17 protein-coding genes are annotated in these 19260 nt (G+C 73.3%); 6 read left to right on the top strand and 11 right to left on the bottom strand.

Features of this window, described 5'->3' with window-relative positions; translation table 11 throughout:
- Positions 1–86: 86 nt before the first annotated feature.
- Together BS75_RS23850 and BS75_RS23845 are read right to left on the bottom strand one after the other, a co-directional pair.
- Entirely contained in the window at positions 87–644 is a 558-nt protein-coding gene (locus BS75_RS23850; RefSeq protein ID WP_042439956.1) for a nitroreductase family deazaflavin-dependent oxidoreductase, read from the bottom strand.
- Positions 645–876: 232 nt separating this feature from the next.
- Positions 877–2052, bottom strand: coding sequence for an acyl-CoA dehydrogenase family protein (locus tag BS75_RS23845; protein WP_034089709.1), 1176 nt, complete (start codon positions 2050–2052; stop codon positions 877–879).
- Between the two features lie 176 nt (positions 2053–2228).
- Between BS75_RS23845 and BS75_RS23840 the strand changes: the two genes are divergently transcribed.
- On the top strand, positions 2229–3476 hold the full coding sequence (locus tag BS75_RS23840; protein ID WP_042440671.1) for a thiolase C-terminal domain-containing protein: 1248 nt from the start codon (positions 2229–2231) through the stop codon (positions 3474–3476).
- A gap of 65 nt (positions 3477–3541) precedes the next feature.
- Here BS75_RS23840 and BS75_RS23835 read toward each other — a convergent pair whose 3' ends face one another.
- The 4 genes from BS75_RS23835 to BS75_RS23820 all read right to left on the bottom strand — a co-directional run bounded on the left by BS75_RS23835 (position 3542) and on the right by BS75_RS23820 (position 6875).
- A complete protein-coding gene (locus tag BS75_RS23835; RefSeq protein ID WP_034089708.1) occupies positions 3542–4486 on the bottom strand; it encodes a beta-ketoacyl-ACP synthase III in 945 nt (314 codons plus the stop codon).
- Positions 4487–4664: 178 nt separating this feature from the next.
- Positions 4665–5687 (bottom strand): L,D-transpeptidase family protein, encoded by a 1023-nt coding sequence (locus BS75_RS23830; RefSeq protein ID WP_408022552.1) that lies wholly within the window; start codon positions 5685–5687, stop codon positions 4665–4667.
- A gap of 237 nt (positions 5688–5924) precedes the next feature.
- Entirely contained in the window at positions 5925–6398 is a 474-nt protein-coding gene (locus BS75_RS23825) for a Zn-ribbon domain-containing OB-fold protein (RefSeq protein WP_081982544.1), read from the bottom strand.
- A 12-nt stretch (positions 6399–6410) separates the two neighbouring features.
- Positions 6411–6875 carry a DoxX family protein gene (locus BS75_RS23820; protein ID WP_408022551.1) on the bottom strand — a complete coding sequence of 155 codons (465 nt, stop codon included), beginning with the start codon at positions 6873–6875 and terminating at the stop codon, positions 6411–6413.
- Between the two features lie 173 nt (positions 6876–7048).
- On the opposite strand from BS75_RS23820, the gene BS75_RS23815 reads away from it, so the two are divergent.
- Both BS75_RS23815 and BS75_RS50555 read left to right on the top strand, forming a co-directional pair.
- A complete protein-coding gene (locus BS75_RS23815; RefSeq protein WP_034089707.1) occupies positions 7049–9202 on the top strand; it encodes an acetate--CoA ligase family protein in 2154 nt (717 codons plus the stop codon).
- Complete coding sequence (locus BS75_RS50555) at positions 9193–9987, top strand: enoyl-CoA hydratase/isomerase family protein (RefSeq protein WP_034089706.1); 795 nt, start codon at positions 9193–9195, stop codon at positions 9985–9987. The genes BS75_RS23815 and BS75_RS50555 overlap by 10 nt, the downstream gene beginning before the upstream one ends.
- Before the next feature lie 20 nt (positions 9988–10007).
- Here BS75_RS50555 and BS75_RS23805 read toward each other — a convergent pair whose 3' ends face one another.
- Positions 10008–10799 (bottom strand): hypothetical protein, encoded by a 792-nt coding sequence (locus BS75_RS23805; RefSeq protein WP_034089705.1) that lies wholly within the window; start codon positions 10797–10799, stop codon positions 10008–10010.
- 143 nt (positions 10800–10942) lie between these two features.
- Between BS75_RS23805 and BS75_RS23800 the strand changes: the two genes are divergently transcribed.
- Positions 10943–11593: a flavin reductase family protein gene (locus BS75_RS23800; protein ID WP_231607878.1), complete on the top strand. Its 651-nt coding sequence runs from the start codon at positions 10943–10945 to the stop codon at positions 11591–11593.
- Positions 11594–11618: 25 nt separating this feature from the next.
- Here the strand turns inward: BS75_RS23800 and thpR are convergent, their stop codons facing one another.
- The 4 genes from thpR to BS75_RS23780 all read right to left on the bottom strand — a co-directional run bounded on the left by thpR (position 11619) and on the right by BS75_RS23780 (position 16008).
- The gene (gene thpR / locus BS75_RS23795; RefSeq protein ID WP_034089704.1) at positions 11619–12209 is read right to left on the bottom strand and encodes an RNA 2',3'-cyclic phosphodiesterase; all 591 of its coding nucleotides are present in this window, start codon (positions 12207–12209) and stop codon (positions 11619–11621) included.
- Positions 12210–12346: 137 nt separating this feature from the next.
- A complete protein-coding gene (locus BS75_RS23790) occupies positions 12347–13657 on the bottom strand; it encodes an MFS transporter (protein WP_042440676.1) in 1311 nt (436 codons plus the stop codon).
- 270 nt (positions 13658–13927) lie between these two features.
- Positions 13928–14362 (bottom strand): MarR family winged helix-turn-helix transcriptional regulator, encoded by a 435-nt coding sequence (locus BS75_RS23785; RefSeq protein ID WP_034089703.1) that lies wholly within the window; start codon positions 14360–14362, stop codon positions 13928–13930.
- A 188-nt stretch (positions 14363–14550) separates the two neighbouring features.
- The gene (locus BS75_RS23780; RefSeq protein WP_034089702.1) at positions 14551–16008 is read right to left on the bottom strand and encodes an NCS2 family permease; all 1458 of its coding nucleotides are present in this window, start codon (positions 16006–16008) and stop codon (positions 14551–14553) included.
- A 271-nt stretch (positions 16009–16279) separates the two neighbouring features.
- On the opposite strand from BS75_RS23780, the gene BS75_RS23775 reads away from it, so the two are divergent.
- On the top strand, positions 16280–16576 hold the full coding sequence (locus BS75_RS23775) for a DUF2530 domain-containing protein (protein WP_231607877.1): 297 nt from the start codon (positions 16280–16282) through the stop codon (positions 16574–16576).
- 127 nt (positions 16577–16703) lie between these two features.
- Positions 16704–19244 (top strand): HAD-IC family P-type ATPase, encoded by a 2541-nt coding sequence (locus BS75_RS23770; protein ID WP_081982542.1) that lies wholly within the window; start codon positions 16704–16706, stop codon positions 19242–19244.
- The last annotated feature ends 16 nt before the right edge of the window (positions 19245–19260 follow it).

Here is a 19260-nt window from a genome sequence, read left to right as displayed (position 1 = left end):
GAGCAGCGCGCCAGGCGCGTTCGGCCACCCGAGCGCCGTCCGACGGCTGCGCCCGCCCCCTCCGCCAAGTCGCCGCCGAGCCCCCGCTACGTCCCCGCTGCGGTCGCCGGGCCAGCCGCCTCCTCCGGTGCCGCCTCCACGGTCGGCACCAGGCGGAAGATCCGCAGTCGGCGGTCGACCCGGGCCTGGTAGGCGGCGTACGGCGGCCACATCCGCAGCAGCGCCGCCCACGCCTGCGCGCGCTCGCCACCGCCGGCAGCGCTCCCGTCGGCGGCCCCGTCCCCGGTGCCCGGACCCACCGGGTCCTCCAGCAGCCGGGCCGTGACCGCTGTCGTCCGCCCCCGGTGCTCGACCGAGGCCCGTGGCTCCGCCAGCAGATTGGCGGTCCAGGCGGGATGGCTGACCTGGCCGAAGTTGCTGCCGATGACCAGGAAGCCGCCGCCCGGCTCGGGCAGGCAGGCCAGCGGGGTCACCCGGGGCTCCCCGCTGCGGCGTCCGGTCGTCGTCAGGAACAGCGACGGCAGCATGTATTGGCTGATCATCACCTTGCCACCGGTCAGCCGATGGACTAATCGGTCGACCCTGGGCAGCAGGCGCGGGGCGATCCGGGCGAAGGTCGCCGTGGACGAGAGCTTCTGGACCATGGCCTCCTGCCGCGAACGCGGCCGACGCGGAGCGGCGGGCGGGGCGGCGGGCGGGGCGGCGGGCGGGGCGGCGGGCGGGGCGGCGGGCGGGCGGCGGGCGGGGCGGCGGAAGCGGATCCAGGAGCGGGTTCGGGAGCGGATTCGGGGCCGGACGGGGGCGGTGCGGCGGTCTCCATGTCGGTGCTCCGGGCGGGTCGAGGGGTTCGGACAGGGGCCAGGGGGTCGGGGGTCCTCACGCCGGGCGTGCGGTCGGGGGGAACAGCCCGGCGTGCTCCGCCGCGCGGGCGCGCAGCAGGTACGGGGCGCCGAAGAGCAGCTCGTCGGCGACGCCTCGCTTGTAGTAGAGGTGGGCGTCGTGCTCCCAGGTGATGGCGATCCCGCCGTGCAGCTGGATCGCCACGGCGGCGGCCGAGTGGAGGCTCTCCATCGCCTGGGCGAGGGCCAGCAGCACCTCGGCGGCGGCCCCGTCGGCGGCGAAGCCCACGCCATCGAGCGCCCAGGCCGCGTAGTACACGGCCGAGCGGGCCGCCTCCACGCCGACGTGGACGTCCGCCAGCAGGTGCTTGACGGCCTGGAAGGAACCGACCGGCCGACCGAACTGCTCCCGCACCTGGACGTACTCGACCGTCCTGGCCAGGCACTGCTCGGCGGCGCCCAGCGCCTCGGCGGCGACGGCGAGGGCCGCCGCCGTCCCGGTGCGGGCCAGCGCCGGACCGGCGTCGCGGGCGGGGTCGCCCAGCGGGACGCCGGTCGCGTCGCGCAGTTCCACCCGGGCCAGGGACCGGGTCTCGTCGAGCGAGGCGCGGCGGCTGCGGGTGACCCCGGGCGCGTCCCCGTCGACCGCGAACAGCACCGTCCGGCTGCGCGGGAAGCCACCGGTGTGGGCGGCGACCAGCAACAGGTCGGCGCGGGCCCCGTCCAGGACCGGCTCGGCCCCGCCGTAGAGCAGCCAGCCGTCCGCCTTCGGCACGGCCTGCATCCCGCCGGCCCGGCCGCCGCCGGCCGGGCGTCCGTCGGGGAAGGGCGCGGGCAGGACCAGGGCGGCGGTCCGGCGGCCGGCGGCGAGGGCGGGCAGCAGTTCCTCGCGCTGTGCCGGGTTACCCAGGGCCAGCACCGCCTCGGCGGCCAGCACCGAGGAGGCGAGCAGCGGCGAGGGCAGCAGCACCCGGCCGGCCTCGGCGCAGGCCAGGGCGAGCTCGATCGGGCCGAGGCCGGCGCCGCCGTACTCGGCGGGCAGGGCGATGCCGGGCAGCCCCGGCTGCTCGGCGAGCCGGTGCCACAGCTCGGCGTCGTACCCGGCCGCGCCCGCGGCAGCGGCCCGGACCTCATCCGGGGCGCAGCCCTTGGCCAGCGCCTCGCGCAGAGTGCGGCGGACGGCCTCCTGTTCCGGGGTGAGCGCGGGATCCATAGCGCCTCCAGTCGTCCTCTGTCGCACACGGCCTGACGGACCGTCATCCTAGAAGCAGGAGTGCCGCGGGCACAGGGGCACAGCCCGGCAAATCTGATGTACCGTCAGATTTGTTGTGCCGCAGCCGCCGACGCAGCCGACCCGAGCCGCCCGCGCCGTCCCGAGGGAGCAGCCCCGTGCCCGCACCGACTCTCCACGCACCGGTCCCGCAGGACTCCGCGCGCCGCCGCCGGGTGGCGGTGGTCGGCGTCGCCCATTCCGACTGCGGACGCGTCGACGACCTGACCGCGTTCCAGCTGCACGCCCAGGCGGCCCGGCGCGCCCTCGCCGACTCCGGACTGCCGCGCTCGGTCGTGGACGGCGTCGCCTCGGCCGGACTCGGCCTGCTGGCCCCGGTCGAGGTCGCCGAGTACCTGGGGCTGCGGCCCAGGTGGGCCGACTCGACCTCGGTCGGCGGCTCCACCTGGGAGGTGATGGCCGCCCACGCCGTCGACGCGATCGCGGCCGGCCATGCCGAGGCCGTGCTGCTGGTCTACGGCTCGACCGCCCGCGCCGACCTCAAGGCCGGCCGCCGCAGCGCCGGGATAGCCCTCGGCGCCACCGGCCCGCAGCAGTTCGAGGCCCCGTACGGGGCCACCCTGATCGCCAAGTACGCCATGGCCGCCCGCCGCCACATGCACGAGTACGGCACCACGCCGGAGCAGCTGGCCGGCGTCGCGGTCCAGGCCCGGGCCAACGCCGCCGCCAACCCGGAGGCCATGTACCGGGACCCGATCACCGTCGACGACGTCCTCGGCGGACCGGTGCTCGCCTCGCCCTTCACCAAGCTGCACTGCTGCATCCGCTCCGACGGCGGCTGCGCGGTGCTGCTCGCCGCCGAGGACTACGTCCCGGACATCCGGCACGACCCGGTCTGGGTCCTCGGCACCGGCGAGTACCTCAGCCACAGCCTGATGTCCGAGTGGGAGGACTTCACCGTCTCCCCCGCCGCGGTCTCCGGCCGACTGGCCTTCCGGCGGGCCGGCGTCTCCCCCTCCGACATCGACCTGGCGCAGGTCTACGACGCCTTCAGCTACATGCCGCTGGTCCTGCTGGAGGACCTGGGCTTCTGCGCCAAGGGCGAGGGCGGGCCGTTCGTCGACGCCAAGTACGGGCGACTGCTGCGCGACGGCGCACTGCCGGTGAACACCGACGGCGGCGGCCTCTCCGCCTGCCATCCGGGGATGCGCGGACTCTTCCTGATCACCGAGGCGGTCCGCCAGCTCCGGGGCGACTACGCCGGCTCCGCCCCGGCCCGCCAGGTCCGCCGTCGCGACGCGCGCCGCAGCGCGGCTCCGAGCCTGCCGGAACTCGCCCTGGTCAGCGGTGTCGGCGGCTGGTTCTGCTCGTCCGGCACGATGATCCTGTCCCGCTCCCCGCGCTGACCCTACCGGCTACGGACTACCGGCTACCGGCTACGGGCTACGGGCTACGGACTACGGGCAGCGGACTACGGGCAGCGGACGACCTGGCCGGCGTAGGCGAGGCCGCCGCCGAAGCCGAGCAGCAGTACCGCCGCGCCGGAGCGCAGCTCACCGCGTTCCACCAGCTTGGAGAGCGCCAGCGGGATGGACGCGGCCGAGGTGTTGCCCGAGTCCACGACGTCGCGGGCGACGACCGCGTTCGGGGCGCCGATCTTGGCCGCGATGGCGTCGATGATGCGCAGATTGGCCTGGTGCGGGACGAAGCCGCCGAGCTCGGAGGGCTGGATCCCGGCCTTCTCGCAGGCCCGCAGCGCGAGTGGGGCGATCTGGGTGGTGGCCCAGCGGAAGACGGTCTGGCCCGCCTGGCTGATGGTCGGGTCCCAGCCGTCGATCCGGACGGCGTCGCCCTTGGACGGATCCGAGCCCCAGACCACCGGGTAGATACCGGGCTCCTCGCCCTCGCCGACCCCTTCGATCACGGCCGCGCCGGCGCCGTCGCCGAAGATCACGCAGGTGGTGCGGTCGGTCCAGTCCAGGACGTCGGTCATCTTCTCCGCGCCGATGACCAGGGCCCGGGTCGCCGCACCGGCGCGGATCGCGTGGTCGGCGGTGGCCAGGGCGTAGGAGAAGCCCGAGCAGACGGTGTTGATGTCGTAGGCGGCCGGGGCGGCGATGCCGAGCCGCGCGGCGACCTGCGCGGCGGTGTTGGGGCTCCGGTCGATCGCGGTGCAGGTGGCGACGACGACCAGGTCGATCGAGGACGCGTCGAAGCCACTGGCCGCGACGGCCTTCTCGGCCGCGCGGAAGGCCAGGTCGGCGACGCTCTCGCCCTCGGCGATGTGCCGGGTACGGATGCCGACCCGGCTGCGGATCCACTCGTCGTCGGTCTCGACCAGCTGCGCCAGGTCGTGGTTGGTGAGCACCTTGGGCGGCTGGTAGTGGCCGAGCGCGACGATGCGGGAACCAGTCATGTCTCCACTCAAGCCGGTTACCGGCCGGTCCAGGGGCACCACCAGGGACAGTTTCCGGGGAGTGTTGCTGTAGGGGCCGGACAACCGCCGGTCCGGACATGGGCCTTACCCGGCGCGCCGGGCCTCCCCTCAGCAGATTCTCACCTCGACGCGGGCCGGGCAGCAGGTCGGGCAGGGGTCAGGCGGCGAGCGACGCGGCGTCGCCCATGACGATGACCGGGTGCTTTGTCGGATCGAGCGACTTCAGCAGGGTCACCATGTCCGCCTGCGGAAGGCTTATGCAGCCGTGCGTCGGGCCCCCGTGGTCGACGTGGACCCAGATGCCGCCGCCCTTGCCGGCGCCCATCGGGCGCTGCGGCGAGAGCGGCGAAGTCCCGGGTACGTGGTTGTAGTTGATCGCCACCACGTAGTTGAACGCGTCCGCCAGCGACTCGCCCTCGAAGCCGGTGCCCGGCGCCTTGAACTCCTGGGAGTGGTCGTAGGGGAGCCTGGTGCCCGGGTTGCTGTTGAGGCCGCCCGCGTCGGTGAGGCTGAAGACCCCGATCGGGCTGTGCAGGTCGCCCGCGTGGTGGTCGGTGGTCCACCCGTCGAGGGCGTTGTGGGCGGCCCAGGTGGCCCCCGCGACCCAGGGGGCGCCCGCGGCGGCCCGGGTGTAGAGGACGACGGTGTCGGTGTTGGCGTTCTTCGCCTTGCCGGTCACCAGCAGCACCTGGTCGGCATTGGCCGGGACCTTGGCCAGGAAGGCGGGGCCGAGGCCGGGGAGCTGCTCGATCTCCGCGACCGGCGCGGCCGCCCGGACGGTCGGGGCCGCCTTCACCGGGGTGCTGGGGACGGTGGCCGCGTCGACGCTCGGCCTGGTGGTGGCGCTGTGCGCAGGCAGCAGACCGGCCACGGCCATCACGGTCAGCGCCGCGACGGAGCCGACGCCGAGGAAGCCGTTGCGGACCCGGCGCCTGCGGCGGCTGCGGGCACGGGCGGCGGCCCGGGCCTGGCTGCGGCTGGGGCCCGGCACCGCGGTGGCCGTCGCGGCCGGTCGCCGGCGGTCACCGTACGTGTCGGTGTAGCCCGCTCCGTATCCGTCGCCGTACCCCTCGCCGTTCTCGGCGGCGGGGGCGCCGTAGCCCCCGGCGGCAGCGTCGGGCTGCCGCTGCTGCTCCCGTCCGGAACGGCGGGAGCTGGCAGAACGGGAGTGGCTCGACATGTACGGGTCCTCGCAATGGGGTGGCGCGTGACTGGACGGGCCCGCCGGGCGCGGGCGGGATTCGTGGTCTGCGGTCCTCCCGCCTCGTCCCGGGCCGTTCCCCTCGGTACGGCCGTCACCACGTGTCACGCTACCCCCAGGAACCGCCCTCGCCCAGGAACGTCCGCTGTGGTTCCCGGGCGAAGCGTCACGCGTTCCGGACGCCCGCGCCCGGCCGGCCTCCCGGCCGGCGGGCCATCAGCAGCGGTCAGGCCGACGGAACACCGGCGCGACCGGGTCAAGGAGGTCCGTCCGGACGTCCTTCGAAAGTGTGGGGAAGCTCACAAGCAATGCCATGCCGATCCGCAGCTGCTCCACCGGGCAGTCGACGACCGTCGTCATCATCCGCGGCCCCTCCTCCAGCTCCACCACGGCGACGACGTAGGGCAGCCGGTCCCGGAACGGCGCCAGGTCGTTCAGCCGCACCTCGGACCAGGCGTAGAGGGTGGCCCGGCCCGAGGCCTGCTCCCACTCGACCGCCTCGCTCCAGCAGTGCGGGCAGAACTCGCGCGGATAGTGGTGCGGCTCACCGCAGTCGGCACAGCGGCGCAGCAGCAGCCGCCCCTCGGCGACGGCCTCCCAGTAGGTGCGGGTGAAGGCGTCGGGCACCGGACGGTCGGCGGCGACGGCGGCCGGCGCCGGTGCGGCGGGGCGGTTCGGATCGGGGGGCATGCGGGTCTCCCGTCAGGCGCCGAAGAGGTGGAAGGCGGCGTCCAGCGACCAGGTCTGCCAGCTCATCGCCAGCAGGGCGACCAGCGAGACCAGAGCCATCATCAGGTTCTGTCCCTGCTCGGCCCAGTCGTGGATCATCAGGACGAAGTAGAGGAGGTTCAGCAGCAGGCCGGCCACCAACGCGACCGGGGTCAGCAGCCCGACGGTCAGTCCGAGGCCCAGGGCGAGCTCCGCGAAGACCACCACGTACGCCATCGGCCGGGGCCGCGGGGCGACCACCCGGTCGAAGGAGGTGCGCACCAGCGGCCAGCGGTGCTTGGCGGCGACGCCCTTGGCCCAGTCGATGCCGGTGCCGCGCTGCAGCCAGCCGCGCTTGTCCTTGTGCCGCCAGCTCTCCAGCCACCACAGGCCAAGGCCGATCCGGAGCAGCGCGAGCCAGTGGGCGGCGCTGAGCCCGTAGCTGTGCACGGCCTGCATCCGAGCCCTCCCCTCTCCCGTCCGGCCGGAGCTGACCTGACGCCCCGTCAGTTGACCGCACCGGAACGGCGTGCGCAAGAGGTCCACCACGGCCCCGCCGACCTCTTTCCAAGTGAAGCTCCTCGCAAGTAACCTGATGGTACGTCAGATAACGTGGGAGTGGAGGCTGCGCCATGCTGGACGCGGAGGACGACAACGATGTCAGCGGGCGGCCACTGCACCCCCGCCCGGTCGATCTGGAGTCCTTCTTCCGGCCGGCGACGGTCGCGGTCATCGGCGCCTCGGACACCCCCGACCGGCCCAACACCGGCATCACCCGCCAGCTCCGGGCCTGGTCCGAGCGGGTCGGCGCGCGGATGTTCCCGGTCAACCCCGGCCGGAGCGAGGTCGACGGCCTCCCCTGTTACCCGGACCTCGCCGCGGTCCCGGTGCCCGGGGGCGAGCCGATCGACCTGGCAGTGGTGCTGCTGGCCGACCCGGCCGCCGTGGTCCCGCAGCTGGTGGAGGCCAAGGTCCGGTTCGCGGTGGCCTTCGCCTCCGGCTTCGCCGAGACCGGGGAGGCCGGCGCGGAGGCCCAGCGGGAGCTGGGGCGGCTGATCGCCGAGGCCCCGACCGGGCTGCGGCTGCTCGGCCCGAACACCAACCTCAATGCCTTCGAGCGCTTCCGCGAGGACCTGACCGGCCCCGCCATCGCGCTGATCACCCAGAGCGGCCACCAGGGCCGACCGCTCTTCGCCCTCCAGGAGCTGGGCGTCCGGCTCAGCCACTGGGCCCCCACCGGCAACGAGGCCGACCTCGAAGTCGCCGACTTCGTCCGGTGGTTCGCCGACCAGCCGGAGGTCGGCGCGATCGCCGCCTATATCGAGGGGCTCAAGGACGGGCGGAACTTCCTGCTCGCCGCCGACCACGCCGCCCGCCGGGGGGTGCCGGTGGTGGCGGTCAAGGTCGGCCGCACCAGCGAGGGCGCCCGGATGGCCGCCTCCCACACCGGCAAGCTCACCGGCGCGGACGACGTGGTGGACGCCGCCTTCCGCCAGTTCGGCGTGATCCGGGTCGACGGACTGGACGAACTCCAGGACACCGCGGCGCTGCTGGCCCGGGCCAGGCCGCCGCTGGCGGAGGGCGTGGCGGTCTACTCGATCTCCGGCGGTACCGGGGCGCACCTCGCCGACCTGGCCTCCGCCGCCGGGCTGGCCCTCCCCCGGCTGGACCGGGCCAAGCAGGACGAACTGCACCAGTGGATCCCGGAGTACCTGAGCGTGGCCAACCCGATCGACAACGGCGGCCACCCGGTGGGCGACTGGCGCGGCCGGAAGATCCTGGACGCGATCCTGGCCGACCCCGCCGTGGGCGTGCTGATCTGCCCCATCACCGGGCCCTTCCCACCGATGAGCGACCGGCTGGCGGCCGACCTGGTCGCGGTGGCCGAGAGCACCGACAAGCTGGTCTGCGTGATCTGGGGCTCGCCGGTCGGCACCGAGGCCGCCTACCGGGAGACCCTGCTGGGCTCCTCCCGGATCGCGGTCTTCCGCACCTTCGGCAACTGCGTCCGCGCCGTCGCCGCCTACCTGGGCCACCACCGGTTCACCGCCGGCTACCGCAGCCCCTTCGACGAGGCGCCGCGCACCGCCTGCGCCGGCAAGGCCAAGGCCCAGCGGGTGCTGCGGCCGGGCCAGCAGCTCAGCGAGGTCGGCGCCAAGCAGCTGCTGCGCGCCTACGGCATCCGGGTCCCGCGCGAACAGCTGGTGACCAGCGCGGCCGGCGCGGTCCGGGCGGCGAGCGTGGTCGGCTACCCGGTGGTGCTGAAGGGCTCGGCCCCCGAGGTCGCCCACAAGACCGAACTCGGCCTGGTGAAGGTCGGGCTGACCTCCGCCAGCCAGGTCAGGGACGCCTTCCGGGAGCTGACGGACAACGCCCGCGCGGCCGGGATAGCGCGGATGGACGGGGTGCTGGTCTGCCAGATGGTCGAGGCCGGGGTGGAGATGGTGCTCGGCATCGGCCAGGACGACACCTTCGGCCCGACCGTCACCGTCGGGCTCGGCGGGGTGTTCGTCGAGGTCCTCAACGACACGGCGGTCCGGGTCCCGCCCTTCGGCTGCGCGGACGTCCGGGCCATGCTGGCCGAGCTGCGCGGCCGACCACTGCTGGACGGCGTGCGCGGCGGGCCGCCACTGGACGTGGACGCGCTGGTGGACGTGGTGATGCGGGTCCAGCGGATGGCGCTGGAGCTCGGCGAGGACCTGGCCGAGCTGGACATCAACCCGCTGATGGTGCTGGAGCGCGGCAAGGGCGTGGTCGCCCTGGACGCCCTGGCGGTGTGCCGGTGAACGAGCCGCTGCTGCACCGGGTCGAGGACGGCGTCTGCTGGATCACCCTGAACCGGCCGGAGACGCTGAACGCCGTCACCGCGGACATGCGCGAGGAGCTGATCGTCCTGCTGGACCGGGCCTCGGCCGACCCGGACGTCCGCGCGGTGGTGCTCACCGGTGCCGGACGGGGCTTCTGCTCCGGCGCCGACCTGCGCGGATCGGCGGCCGCCGGGGAGCGGGTGGCCGGCGACGTCGCCCGGGTGCTGAAGCGCGGCGTCCAGCGGATGGTCGCGGCGGTGCTGGACTGCGAGAAGCCGGTGCTGGCGGCGGTCAACGGCACGGCGGCGGGGGTGGGGCTGTCACTGGCCCTCGCCTGCGACCTGGTGCTGGCGGCCGACACCGCCACCTTCGTCGCCGCCTTCGTCCGGCGCGGCCTGGTCCCCGACGGCGGCGCGGCCTACCTGCTGCCCCGGCTGGTCGGCCCGCAGCGGGCCAAGGAGCTGCTGCTCCTCGGCGACAGCGTGCCGGCCGCGGCGGCGGAGCGGATGGGCCTGGTCAACCGGGTGGTCCCGGCGGCCGAGCTGGAGAAGACCGCCAGGGAGCTGGCCCTGCGGCTGGCCGGGGGCCCGACCCGCGCCCTGGCGCTGACCAAGCAACTGGTCAACGCCGCGCTGGAGTCGGACCGGAGCACCGCCTTCGCGGCCGAGGCGACCGCCCAGGAGATCAACATGGCCACGGTGGACGCCTGGGAGGGCGTGCGGGCCTTCGTCGAACGCCGGCCCCCGGGGTTCACCGGGCGCTAGCGGCGCAGCACCGGTTCGCGTCAGTGCTCCAGGACCTCCAGCCGGCCGACGAAACCGGCCGCCGACTCCACCGCCAGCTCCTCCGACCTGCGGCTGTAGACCACGTCGTCGCCGGTGACCAGCAGCATCGCGCCGTCCTCGGCGCTGTCCAGCAGCAGGTCGGTCACCTGGCGGCCGGGGCCGAGCACGGTGGGGGCCCCGATCGACAGTGAGAGCTCGGTCAGCCCGGAGCGCGGCTCGGTCCGCACCGTCCAGTCGCCGTCGACCGACCCACCGCCGGCGCGCACCAGGGTGAACAGGCCCTCCTGGTGCAGCTCCAGCACGCCGGAGGGGGACTCCCAGAGCCCGGTGAACCCGTCCGCCACCGGCTGCTGCGCCACCACCGAGTGGCGCGGCCGGAGCATCCAGGCCCCGGCGATCACCGGCACGCCTATGGCGTAGAGGACCTGGTCGATACCGAAGACGAGGCTCAACATGCCCATGCCGGGGCCGTTGTAGGTGAACCACTCCAGCAGCACGCCGACCGCGCAGGTCAGCAGTGCACCCACCAGGACCGGTCGGCGTCCGCCCAGGAGCCGGCGGCTGACCAGGACCGACAGTGCCAGGATCGCCAGGCAGGCGCCGAAGTCGATGCCGACCGTACCGAGCAGGGACAGCGTCTGCGAGAGCGCCGGTGAGTCGAAGCCGCCGCCACCGCCGGTCAGCAGCCCACCCGAGCCCCAAAACATGATCACGCTGGCCGAGTTGAACAGCAGCAGGGCCGCGGCGACCATCCCCGCCGCCGCCAGCCAGCGTCTGACCTGCGCCTTCATGGACGTTCCCTCCCCGGTCGGTGCGCACACCCTACGCAAGGGGTGTTCGCCCACGTCAAGGGACAATCCCACCCACTTCCAATCTGACGATCCGTCAGCTTTACTGGAGTCCAGGATCCGGCGAGAAGGCTGTGAGGCGACCCATGGGCCACGAAGGCATGGCGGTGGCAGCCGTCCGCTACCTGCGCTCGACCGGGGCGGTCGGCCCGGCGGCAGCCGGGGAGCCGTACCGGGACGAGGAACCGCCCGGACCGCGCGCCGCGCTGCGCTCGGTCCGGCCCGACGAACGGGCGCCGGGCACGGTGACCGACAGCCGCGCCTTCCGCAGCGTCCTGGGGCACTTCTGCACCGGGGTCACCGTGGTCGGCGCGCTCACCGAGGAGGGCGGACCGGTCGGCTTCGCCTGCCAGTCCTTCTCCTCGCTCTCCCTCGACCCGCCGCTGATCAGCTTCAACGTGGCCCGGACCTCGGCCTCCTGGCCGCAGATCGCCCGGGCCGGATCATTCAGCGTCAGCGTCCTCGCCGCCGACCAGGGCGAGCTCTGCCGGGCCTTCGCGGTCAGCGGTTCCACCGGCGCGGACAAGTTCGCCGGCCTCGACTGGTCCCCCGCCCCCGGCACCGGCGCCCCGCGCCTGGCCGGGGCGCTGGCCTGGATCGACTGCGCCATCCACGCCGTCCACACCGGCGGCGACCACCTGATCGTCGTCGGCCGGGTCTGCGGACTGGCGCCGGGCCGGGACGACAGCGGGCCGCTGCTCTTCTACCGGGGCGGATTCGGCACCCTCGACCGCTGAACCGGCCCGGTCCCCGGTGCTGCCGCTACGCCCTCGCCCGGGCGAGCTGCCATCCGTCGATCCGCTCGTGGTGCGAGGGTCCGGCGCCGAGGTGGCTGCGCATCAGCTGCACGGTCGCGACCTGCCACGGCTCGCCCCGGAACCCGGCCAGCGCGTCGGCGAGCGGTGCCAGATCGGGTCCGCCCGGACGCCGGCGGGCCGACTCGGCCGAACGCGGCGTGCTGCTGCGGGCGAGGGTGAGGTGCCCCTGGAACGGGCGGTCGTCCAGGTCGATGCCGACCCGGCGGACGGCGGCGGAGACCGACTCGGCCAGCCGTCCCAGCGCGCGGGTGTCGCCGTCGACCCCGGCCCAGAGCGCCCGGTCGCCGAAGCGGCCCGCGCCGGCCAGCCGCAGCTCGAAGGCGGAGTGCTCGGCCACGGCGGCGTCCAGCCCGGCCGACAGCTCGGGCAGGGCCTCGGCCTCGACCTGGCCGAGGAAGGCGAGCGTCAGGTGCCAGGTCGGCAGCGCGGTCCAGCGCAGCGGCGCGGCCTGCGGCAGCGCGTGCAACGGGCGGACCGCGTCGGCCAGTTCCTGGACGGCGGACTGGGGCGGCAGAACTGCGGCGAAGAGTCTCACCGGGGCATTCTCCCGGACGCCCGCCGCCGCCGGACACCCGGTTCCGCACGCCCGCACCAACACGGCCGGATCGGGTACGACGGAGGGGCGGGGGTCCGTGGACCCCCGCCCCGTGAGCCGTCACGCCGACGAGGGCGTCAGGCCGAGACCGACATCTGCGCCGCGACCGGCGCTCCGACCGGCTCCTGCGACCGCGCCTGGCGCGGCACGAAGGCGAGCAACTGGTGCTCCGGCCCCCGGTGCAGGTCCACGCTGAGCCGCAGATTTCCGATCCGGGCCAGGACCAGGCCGATGACTCCGGCCGCGACGGCCGAGACCAGCCCGCAGACCACCAGCCCCAGCCTGGGTCCGTACTGCTCGGTGAGCCAGCCGACCAGCGGCGCGCCCAGCGGCGTCCCGCCGGCGAAGACCATCATGTAGAGGCTCATCACCCGTCCCCGCATGGCCGGGTCGGTACGCAGCTGGATCAGCGAGTTGGCGGCGGTGTTCAGCGTCAGGCCGAACATCCCCACCAGGGTCAGCAGCGCGGCGAACACCCAGTAGGACGGCGAGAAGCCGGCCAGTGACTCCAGTACGCCGAAGGCCAGCGCCGCGCCGACCAACAGCCGGAGCCGCGGCCTGCTGCGCCGGGCCGCGATCAGCGCGCCGGCCAGCGAGCCGACCGCCATCGCCGTGTTGAGCAGGCCGTAGAGCCCGGGGCCGACGTGGAAGACCGAGTAGGCGAAGGCCGAGAGGATGATCGCGAAGTTGAACCCGAAGGTGCCGATGAAGCCGACCAGGACGATCGGCCAGATCAGGTCGGGACGTCCGCCGACGTACCGCAGCCCCGCGCGGAGCTGCCCCTTCTCGCGCGGCTGGACCGGCGTCGGGTTCAGCTCGGAGCGACGCATCGCGAGCAGCCCGAGGATCACCGCCCCGAAGGAGATCGCGTTGACCGCGAAGGCCCAGCCGGTGCCGACCCAGGCCATCAGCCCACCCGCGATGGCGGGGCCGATCAGCCGCGCGGTCTGGAAGTTGGCGGCGTTCAGACTGACCGCGTTGCCGAGGTCCTTCTTGCCGACCATCTCCACCACGAAGGTCTGCCGGGTGGGGTTGTCGACGACGGTGATCATGCCCAGCAGGAAGGCGAACAGGTAGATGTGCCAGACCTGGATCACATGGGTGAGCGTCAGCACCGCGAGGCCGAGGGCCAGCAGGCCCATCGCGCCCTGGGTGAAGATCAGCAGCTTCCGCTTGGGGAAGCGGTCCGAGAGGACTCCGCCGAAGAGCCCGAAGAGCAGCATCGGGAGGAACTGCATGGCGGTGGTGACGCCGACCGCGAAGGCGCTGCCGGTGAGGCTGAGGACCAGCCAGTCCTGCGCCACCCGCTGGATCCAGGTGCCGGAGTTGGAGACGACCTGGCCGATGAAGAAGTAGCGGTAGTTGCGCGTCCGCAGGGCGGAGAACATCCCGCCGCGCTTGCCGCCGCGCCTGCCCTCGGGGCCGGCGGCGGATCGGTGCGCCGGTGCCGTGGTGGCCACGGACGGCGCGGGGCGTTCGTCGGGGTCGTCGTCGACGGGGACGACGAGGGGTGAGGCGAGCGGCGCGGAAGCGGTGTCGGTCTCGGTCGCGGGACCGACGGGGCTGCCAGGGCAGGTGGTGTCAGTGGGTCGTGCGTGCTGTGTGGTGGCTCCGGTCTTTGCAGGCAATAGCTTGTTCCCCTGGTACATAGCGGTGGATCAGAGTTGTGCGAGCCGTTCCAGGACGGGGGCTGCGGCGCGCAGGATCGCCCACTCCTCCGGAGTGAGGCTGGAGGCCCGTTCCGCGAGCCAGGCGTCCCGCTTGGCACGGCTCTGGTCGAGAATGCTCTCGGCCTGTTCGGTACTGCTGACGACCACCTGCCGGCGGTCGTCCGGGTGCGGCTCGCGCCGGACCAGGCCCTTCTCCTCCAGCATCGCGATGATCCTGGTCATCGACGGCGGCTGGACGTGCTCCTTGCGCGCGAGCTCCCCCGGCGTGGCCTGCCCGCAGCGGGCGAGCGTCGCCAGGACCTGCATCTCGGTAGGGGTCAGCGACTCCTCGACGCGCTGGTTGCGCAGCCGACGGGAGAGCCGCATCACGGCAAAACGCAGGGTGCTGATGGCTGCTGCGTCGCCCGGGGAGAGGTCTGGCATAGTCGTTAGTCTATCTCATTACCCTGGCTAATGATGTCTCTGCACCGCTGCACCACCCGACCAGAAACGTCGCCTGCGTCACACTGCGACCGTCCCGGACAGCACGAAGCCGCCCGCGCCGGGATCGGCGGGGGCGGCTTCGGCGCTGCGCGTCAGCGGCTCGGCGGACCGGGCTCAGTGGACCGGGCTCAGTGGACCAGGCCGAAGGCGGGCATCAGGTAGTAGAAGGCGAAGATCGCGGCGACGACGTACAGCGCGATCGGAACCTCGCGGAACCGGCCGGTGGCGATCTTCAGCACGCAGAAGACCAGGAACCCAATGCCGATGCCGTTGGTGATGCTGTAGGTGAACGGCATGATCACCATGGTCAGGAAGGCCGGGATGGCGATGGTGAAGTCCGACCAGTCGATCTCGCGGATCCCGCTGGAGAGGATCAGGAAGCCGACCACGACCAGGGCCGGCGTGGCCGCCTGGGTCGGGACCATGGTCGCCAGCGGCGTCAGGAACAGCGCGACCACGAAGAACAGGCCGGTGACGACCGAGGCCAGACCGGTGCGGGCGCCCTCGCCGACCCCCGAGGTGGACTCGACGAAGCAGGTGTTGGCGGAGCTGGAGGTGGCGCCGCCCAGCGCGGTGGCGAAACCGTCGACCATGAGCACCTTGCTCATGCCCGGCAGGTTGCCTTCCTTGTCCAGCAGGTGCGCCTCGTCGCTGACGCCGAGGATCGTGCCCATCGCGTCGAAGAAGCAGGACAGCAGCACGGTGAAGACGAAGAGGATGCCGGTCAGCAGGCCGACCTGGTGGAAGCCGCCGAACAGGCTGACCTTGCCGATCAGGCCGAAGTCCGGGGTGGACACGATGCTGTGCGGGAAGACCGGGACGGTCAGGCCCCACTCGCCGGCCGGAATGGTCGCGGCCTTGTCCAGGATCACGGCCAGGATGGTGGTGGCGATGATGCTGATCAGGATCGCGCCGGGGACCTTGCGCACCAGCAGGATCAGGGTCAGCAGCGCACAGACGATGAACACCAGCACCGGCCAGCCGTCCAGGTGGCCGTTGCCCCCGAGCTGGAGCGGGACGGTGGTCTGCGCGGCGTCCGGGATACGGGTGACGAAGCCGCCGTCGACGAAGCCGATCAGGGCGATGAAGAGGCCGATGCCGATGGCGATGGCCTTGCGCAGGCCGAGCGGGACCGCGTTCATCACCCGTTCGCGCAGGCCGGTGGCGACCAGCAGCATGATCGCGAAGCCCGCCAGGACCACCATGCCCATCGCGTCCGGCCAGCTCATCTTGGGCGCCAGCTGCAGCGCCACGATGCTGTTGGTGCCCAGACCGGCCGCGAGGGCCAGCGGGACGTTGCCGATGACCCCCATCAGCAGGGTGGTGAACGCGGCGGTGATCACCGTGGCGGTGACCAGCTGTCCGCTGTTCAGGTGGTGGCCGTACTTGTCCACGCCGGAGGACAGGATGATCGGGTTCAGCACGATGATGTAGGCCATCGTGAAGAAGGTGGCGGCGCCGCCGCGGATCTCCCGGACGACGGAGGAGCCGCGCTCGGAGATCTTGAAGAAGCGGTCGACGGCATTGCGCGGCGGGGTCGGCCCGGAGTCGGGCGACTCGGCCTTGGCGGCGGCCACGGAAGACATGGTGCACTGATCCTTAGATTTGATGCCTCAGCGGTGGGGGTTCCCGCGGATGCGGCGAACGGCGCCGTCCACTTTCCTGCCTGACTGCCTTGCCTCTTCTGTGCAAGGAGGGTCAAGTCGACGCGCCGTTCGATCCGGAACCGCCAGTATGAATCGACTAAAGGATATGGGCCATCTCCGCGCGTAGACTGTGAGTTCCTCCAAACGGGTGAGTCGACCCGCTCCGCGCCGGGCTCCCCTCCGGGCACACCGCCCCCGTACGCTGGTCCCCGTGAAGACGACCAAGCTCCCCTCCGCGCCTCCGATGGAGGCCAACGACGTCGGCATCGTCACCGGCGGAACCGTGCTGTGGCTGGTCGCCTTCATCGCCCTGCTGCCCTTCCACGGATGGCTGTCGCGCACCGGCAGGACCGACTGGCTGTGGTGCTGCCTGGCCGGCTTCGGCCTCGGCCTGGTCGGCATCTGGTACTGCCGCGCCCGCCGGGACGCCATCGCCCGTTCGCGCGCCGCCGAGGCGGCGGGGGCGGGCGCGCCCGGGACGACCGGGGCCGAGGGCCCCTCGGCCTGAGCGGATCCCGGCGGCCCTCAGCGGATCCCGGCGACCCGAGTAGATCCCGGCGGCCCGAGCGCACCGGCCCGTCCGGTCGGACCAGTCCCGGGGGCGACCTCGTCCGGTCCCGCCTAGGGTCAACAGCATGACTGCACCGCTGCCGGGGCTCAGCACCGCCGAGGTCGCCGAGCGGGTCGCGCGCGGCGAGGTCAACGACGTGCCGGTCAGGTCCAGTCGGTCCACCGCCGAGATCGTCCGGGCCAACGTCTTCACCCGGTTCAACGCGATCATCGGCACCCTGTTCGCCGTGATCATGGTGGTCGGACCGCCCCAGGACGGCCTGTTCGGCTTCATCATCGTCGCCAACACCGGCATCGGGATCATCCAGGAGCTACGGGCCAAGCACACCCTCGACAGCCTCGCCGTCATCGGCGAGGCCCACCCCAGGGTCCGGCGCGACGGGCGCAGCGCCGAGCTGACCAACGCCGAGATCGTCCTCGGCGACCTGGTCGAGCTGGGGGCCGGCGACAAGGTCACCGTCGACGGGCAGGTCTCCGAGGCCGACAGCCTGGAGATCGACGAGTCGCTGCTCACCGGCGAGGCCGACCCCGTCCACAAGCACCCCGGCGACCCGGTGATGTCCGGCAGCTTCGTGGTGGCCGGCTCGGGCGCGTTCACCACCACCCGGGTCGGCCGCGAGGCCTACGCCGCCCAGCTGGCCGAGGAGGCCAGCCGGTTCACCCTGGTCAAGTCGGAGCTCCGGACCGGCATCGACACGATCCTGCGCTACGTCACCTGGCTGCTGATCCCGACCGCGATCGGGCTGATCCTGAGCCAGCTGTACGTGGAGAGCCACAACCTCCGCGAGGCCATCCGGCGAATGGTCGCGGGCATCGTCCCAATGATTCCCGAGGGCCTGGTGCTGCTCACCTCCGTGGCCTTCGCCGTCGGCGTGATCCGGCTCGGCCGGCACCAGTGCCTGGTCCAGGAACTGCCGGCGATCGAGGGCCTGGCCCGGGTGGACACCGTCTGCCTCGACAAGACCGGAACCCTCACCGAGGGCGGCATGGACGTCGCCGAGCTCCGCCCGCTGGCGAGCCCTTCTCCCGCCCCCGGCGCCGCGCGGGCCGAGGCGGTGCTCGGCCTGCTCGGCACCGCCGACCCCCGGCCGAACGCCAGCCTCCAGGCGATCATCGACGCCTACCCGGTGCCGGACGAGGGCCAGGGCTGGCGGCTGCTCCAGGTCGCCCCCTTCTCCTCCGCCCGCAAGTGGTCCGGGGCCTCCGTCCAGGAACCGGACGGCAGACCCGGCACCTGGCTGCTCGGCGCCCCCGACGTGCTGCTGCCCCAGGGCCATCCGGACCTGGTCACCGTCGACCGGCTCGGCGCCCAGGGGCTGCGGGTCCTGCTGCTCGGACGGACCGACACCCCGCTCGACGCCGAGGACCCGGCCGACGGACTGGAGCCGGTCGCGCTGCTGGTGCTGAAGCAGCGGCTGCGCCCCGACGCAGGGCAGACGCTGCGCTACTTCGAGCGGCAGGGCGTCGCCGCCAAGGTCATCTCCGGGGACAACGCCCTCTCGGTCGGCGCCGTGGCCGGCTCGCTCGGGCTGCCCGGGGCCGAGGACCCGATCGACGCCCGGACCCTGCCCACCGGCTCCGAGGCCATCGCCGAGGTGGTCGAACAGCACTCGGTCTTCGGCCGGGTGACGCCCCAACAGAAGCGGGACCTGGTCCAGGGCCTCCAGTCCCGGGGCCACCATGTCGCGATGACCGGCGACGGCGTCAACGACGTCCTCGCGCTGAAGGACGCCGACATCGGCGTCGCCATGGGCGCGGGCAGCGAGGCCACCCGGGCGGTCGCGCAGATCGTGCTGCTGGACAACAGCTTCGCGACGCTGCCGCTGGTCGTCGCCGAAGGCCGACGGGTGATCGGCAACATCGAGCGGGTCGCCAACCTGTTCCTGCTGAAGACCGTCTACTCCGTGCTGATCGCGCTGCTGGTGATCATCTGTCAGGTGCCCTACCCGTTCCTGCCGCGCCACTCGACCGTGCTCAGCACGCTCACCATCGGCGTCCCCGGGTTCTTCCTCGCGCTCGCCCCCAACAACGAGCGGGCCAGGCCGGGCTTCGTCCGACGGGTGCTGCGGTTCGCCGTCCCGGGCGGCGTGATCGCGGGGACCGCCGCGTTCACCACCTACCTGCTGGCCCGCGCGGACCATGCGACCGCCCAGGTCCCCGACACCAGCGTGACCACGCTGACCCTGTTCATCGTCGCGCTCTGGGCGCTGGCGATCATCGCCCGCCCCTACAACTGGTGGCGGGTGCTGCTGGTGCTGACGATGGCGGGCGGCTTCGCCCTGGTGCTGATCGTGCCGTGGCTGAAGTCCTTCTTCCAGCTCAGCCTCCAGGGCTGGCGCGACCCGTGGACGGCGGTCGGCGTCGCCGTGGTCGGCGGCCTGCTGCTGGAGCTGGTCTGGCGGTACCTCCGCCGGCACCCGGAGGCGGCGGAGGAGACGGACGGAGTCGCCGCGCGGGGCGCGAGGCGAGACGCGGGCCGCGCCCCGGTCCGGACCCCGGCGGCGACCCGGACCGGGGACGAGGCCGGGGACGAGGCCGGGGACGAGGCCGGGGACGAGGTGGAGGTCGACGCCGAGGGGGCCACCGAGCCCGGCGGCCCCCGGTAGCGGCGCCGACGCCCCG

Source organism: Streptacidiphilus albus JL83 (assembly GCF_000744705.1).
GTDB lineage: Bacteria > Actinomycetota > Actinomycetes > Streptomycetales > Streptomycetaceae > Streptacidiphilus > Streptacidiphilus albus.
Note: the sequence above shows the minus strand (reverse complement) of the source record. Positions and strands in the feature narration are given on the sequence as shown.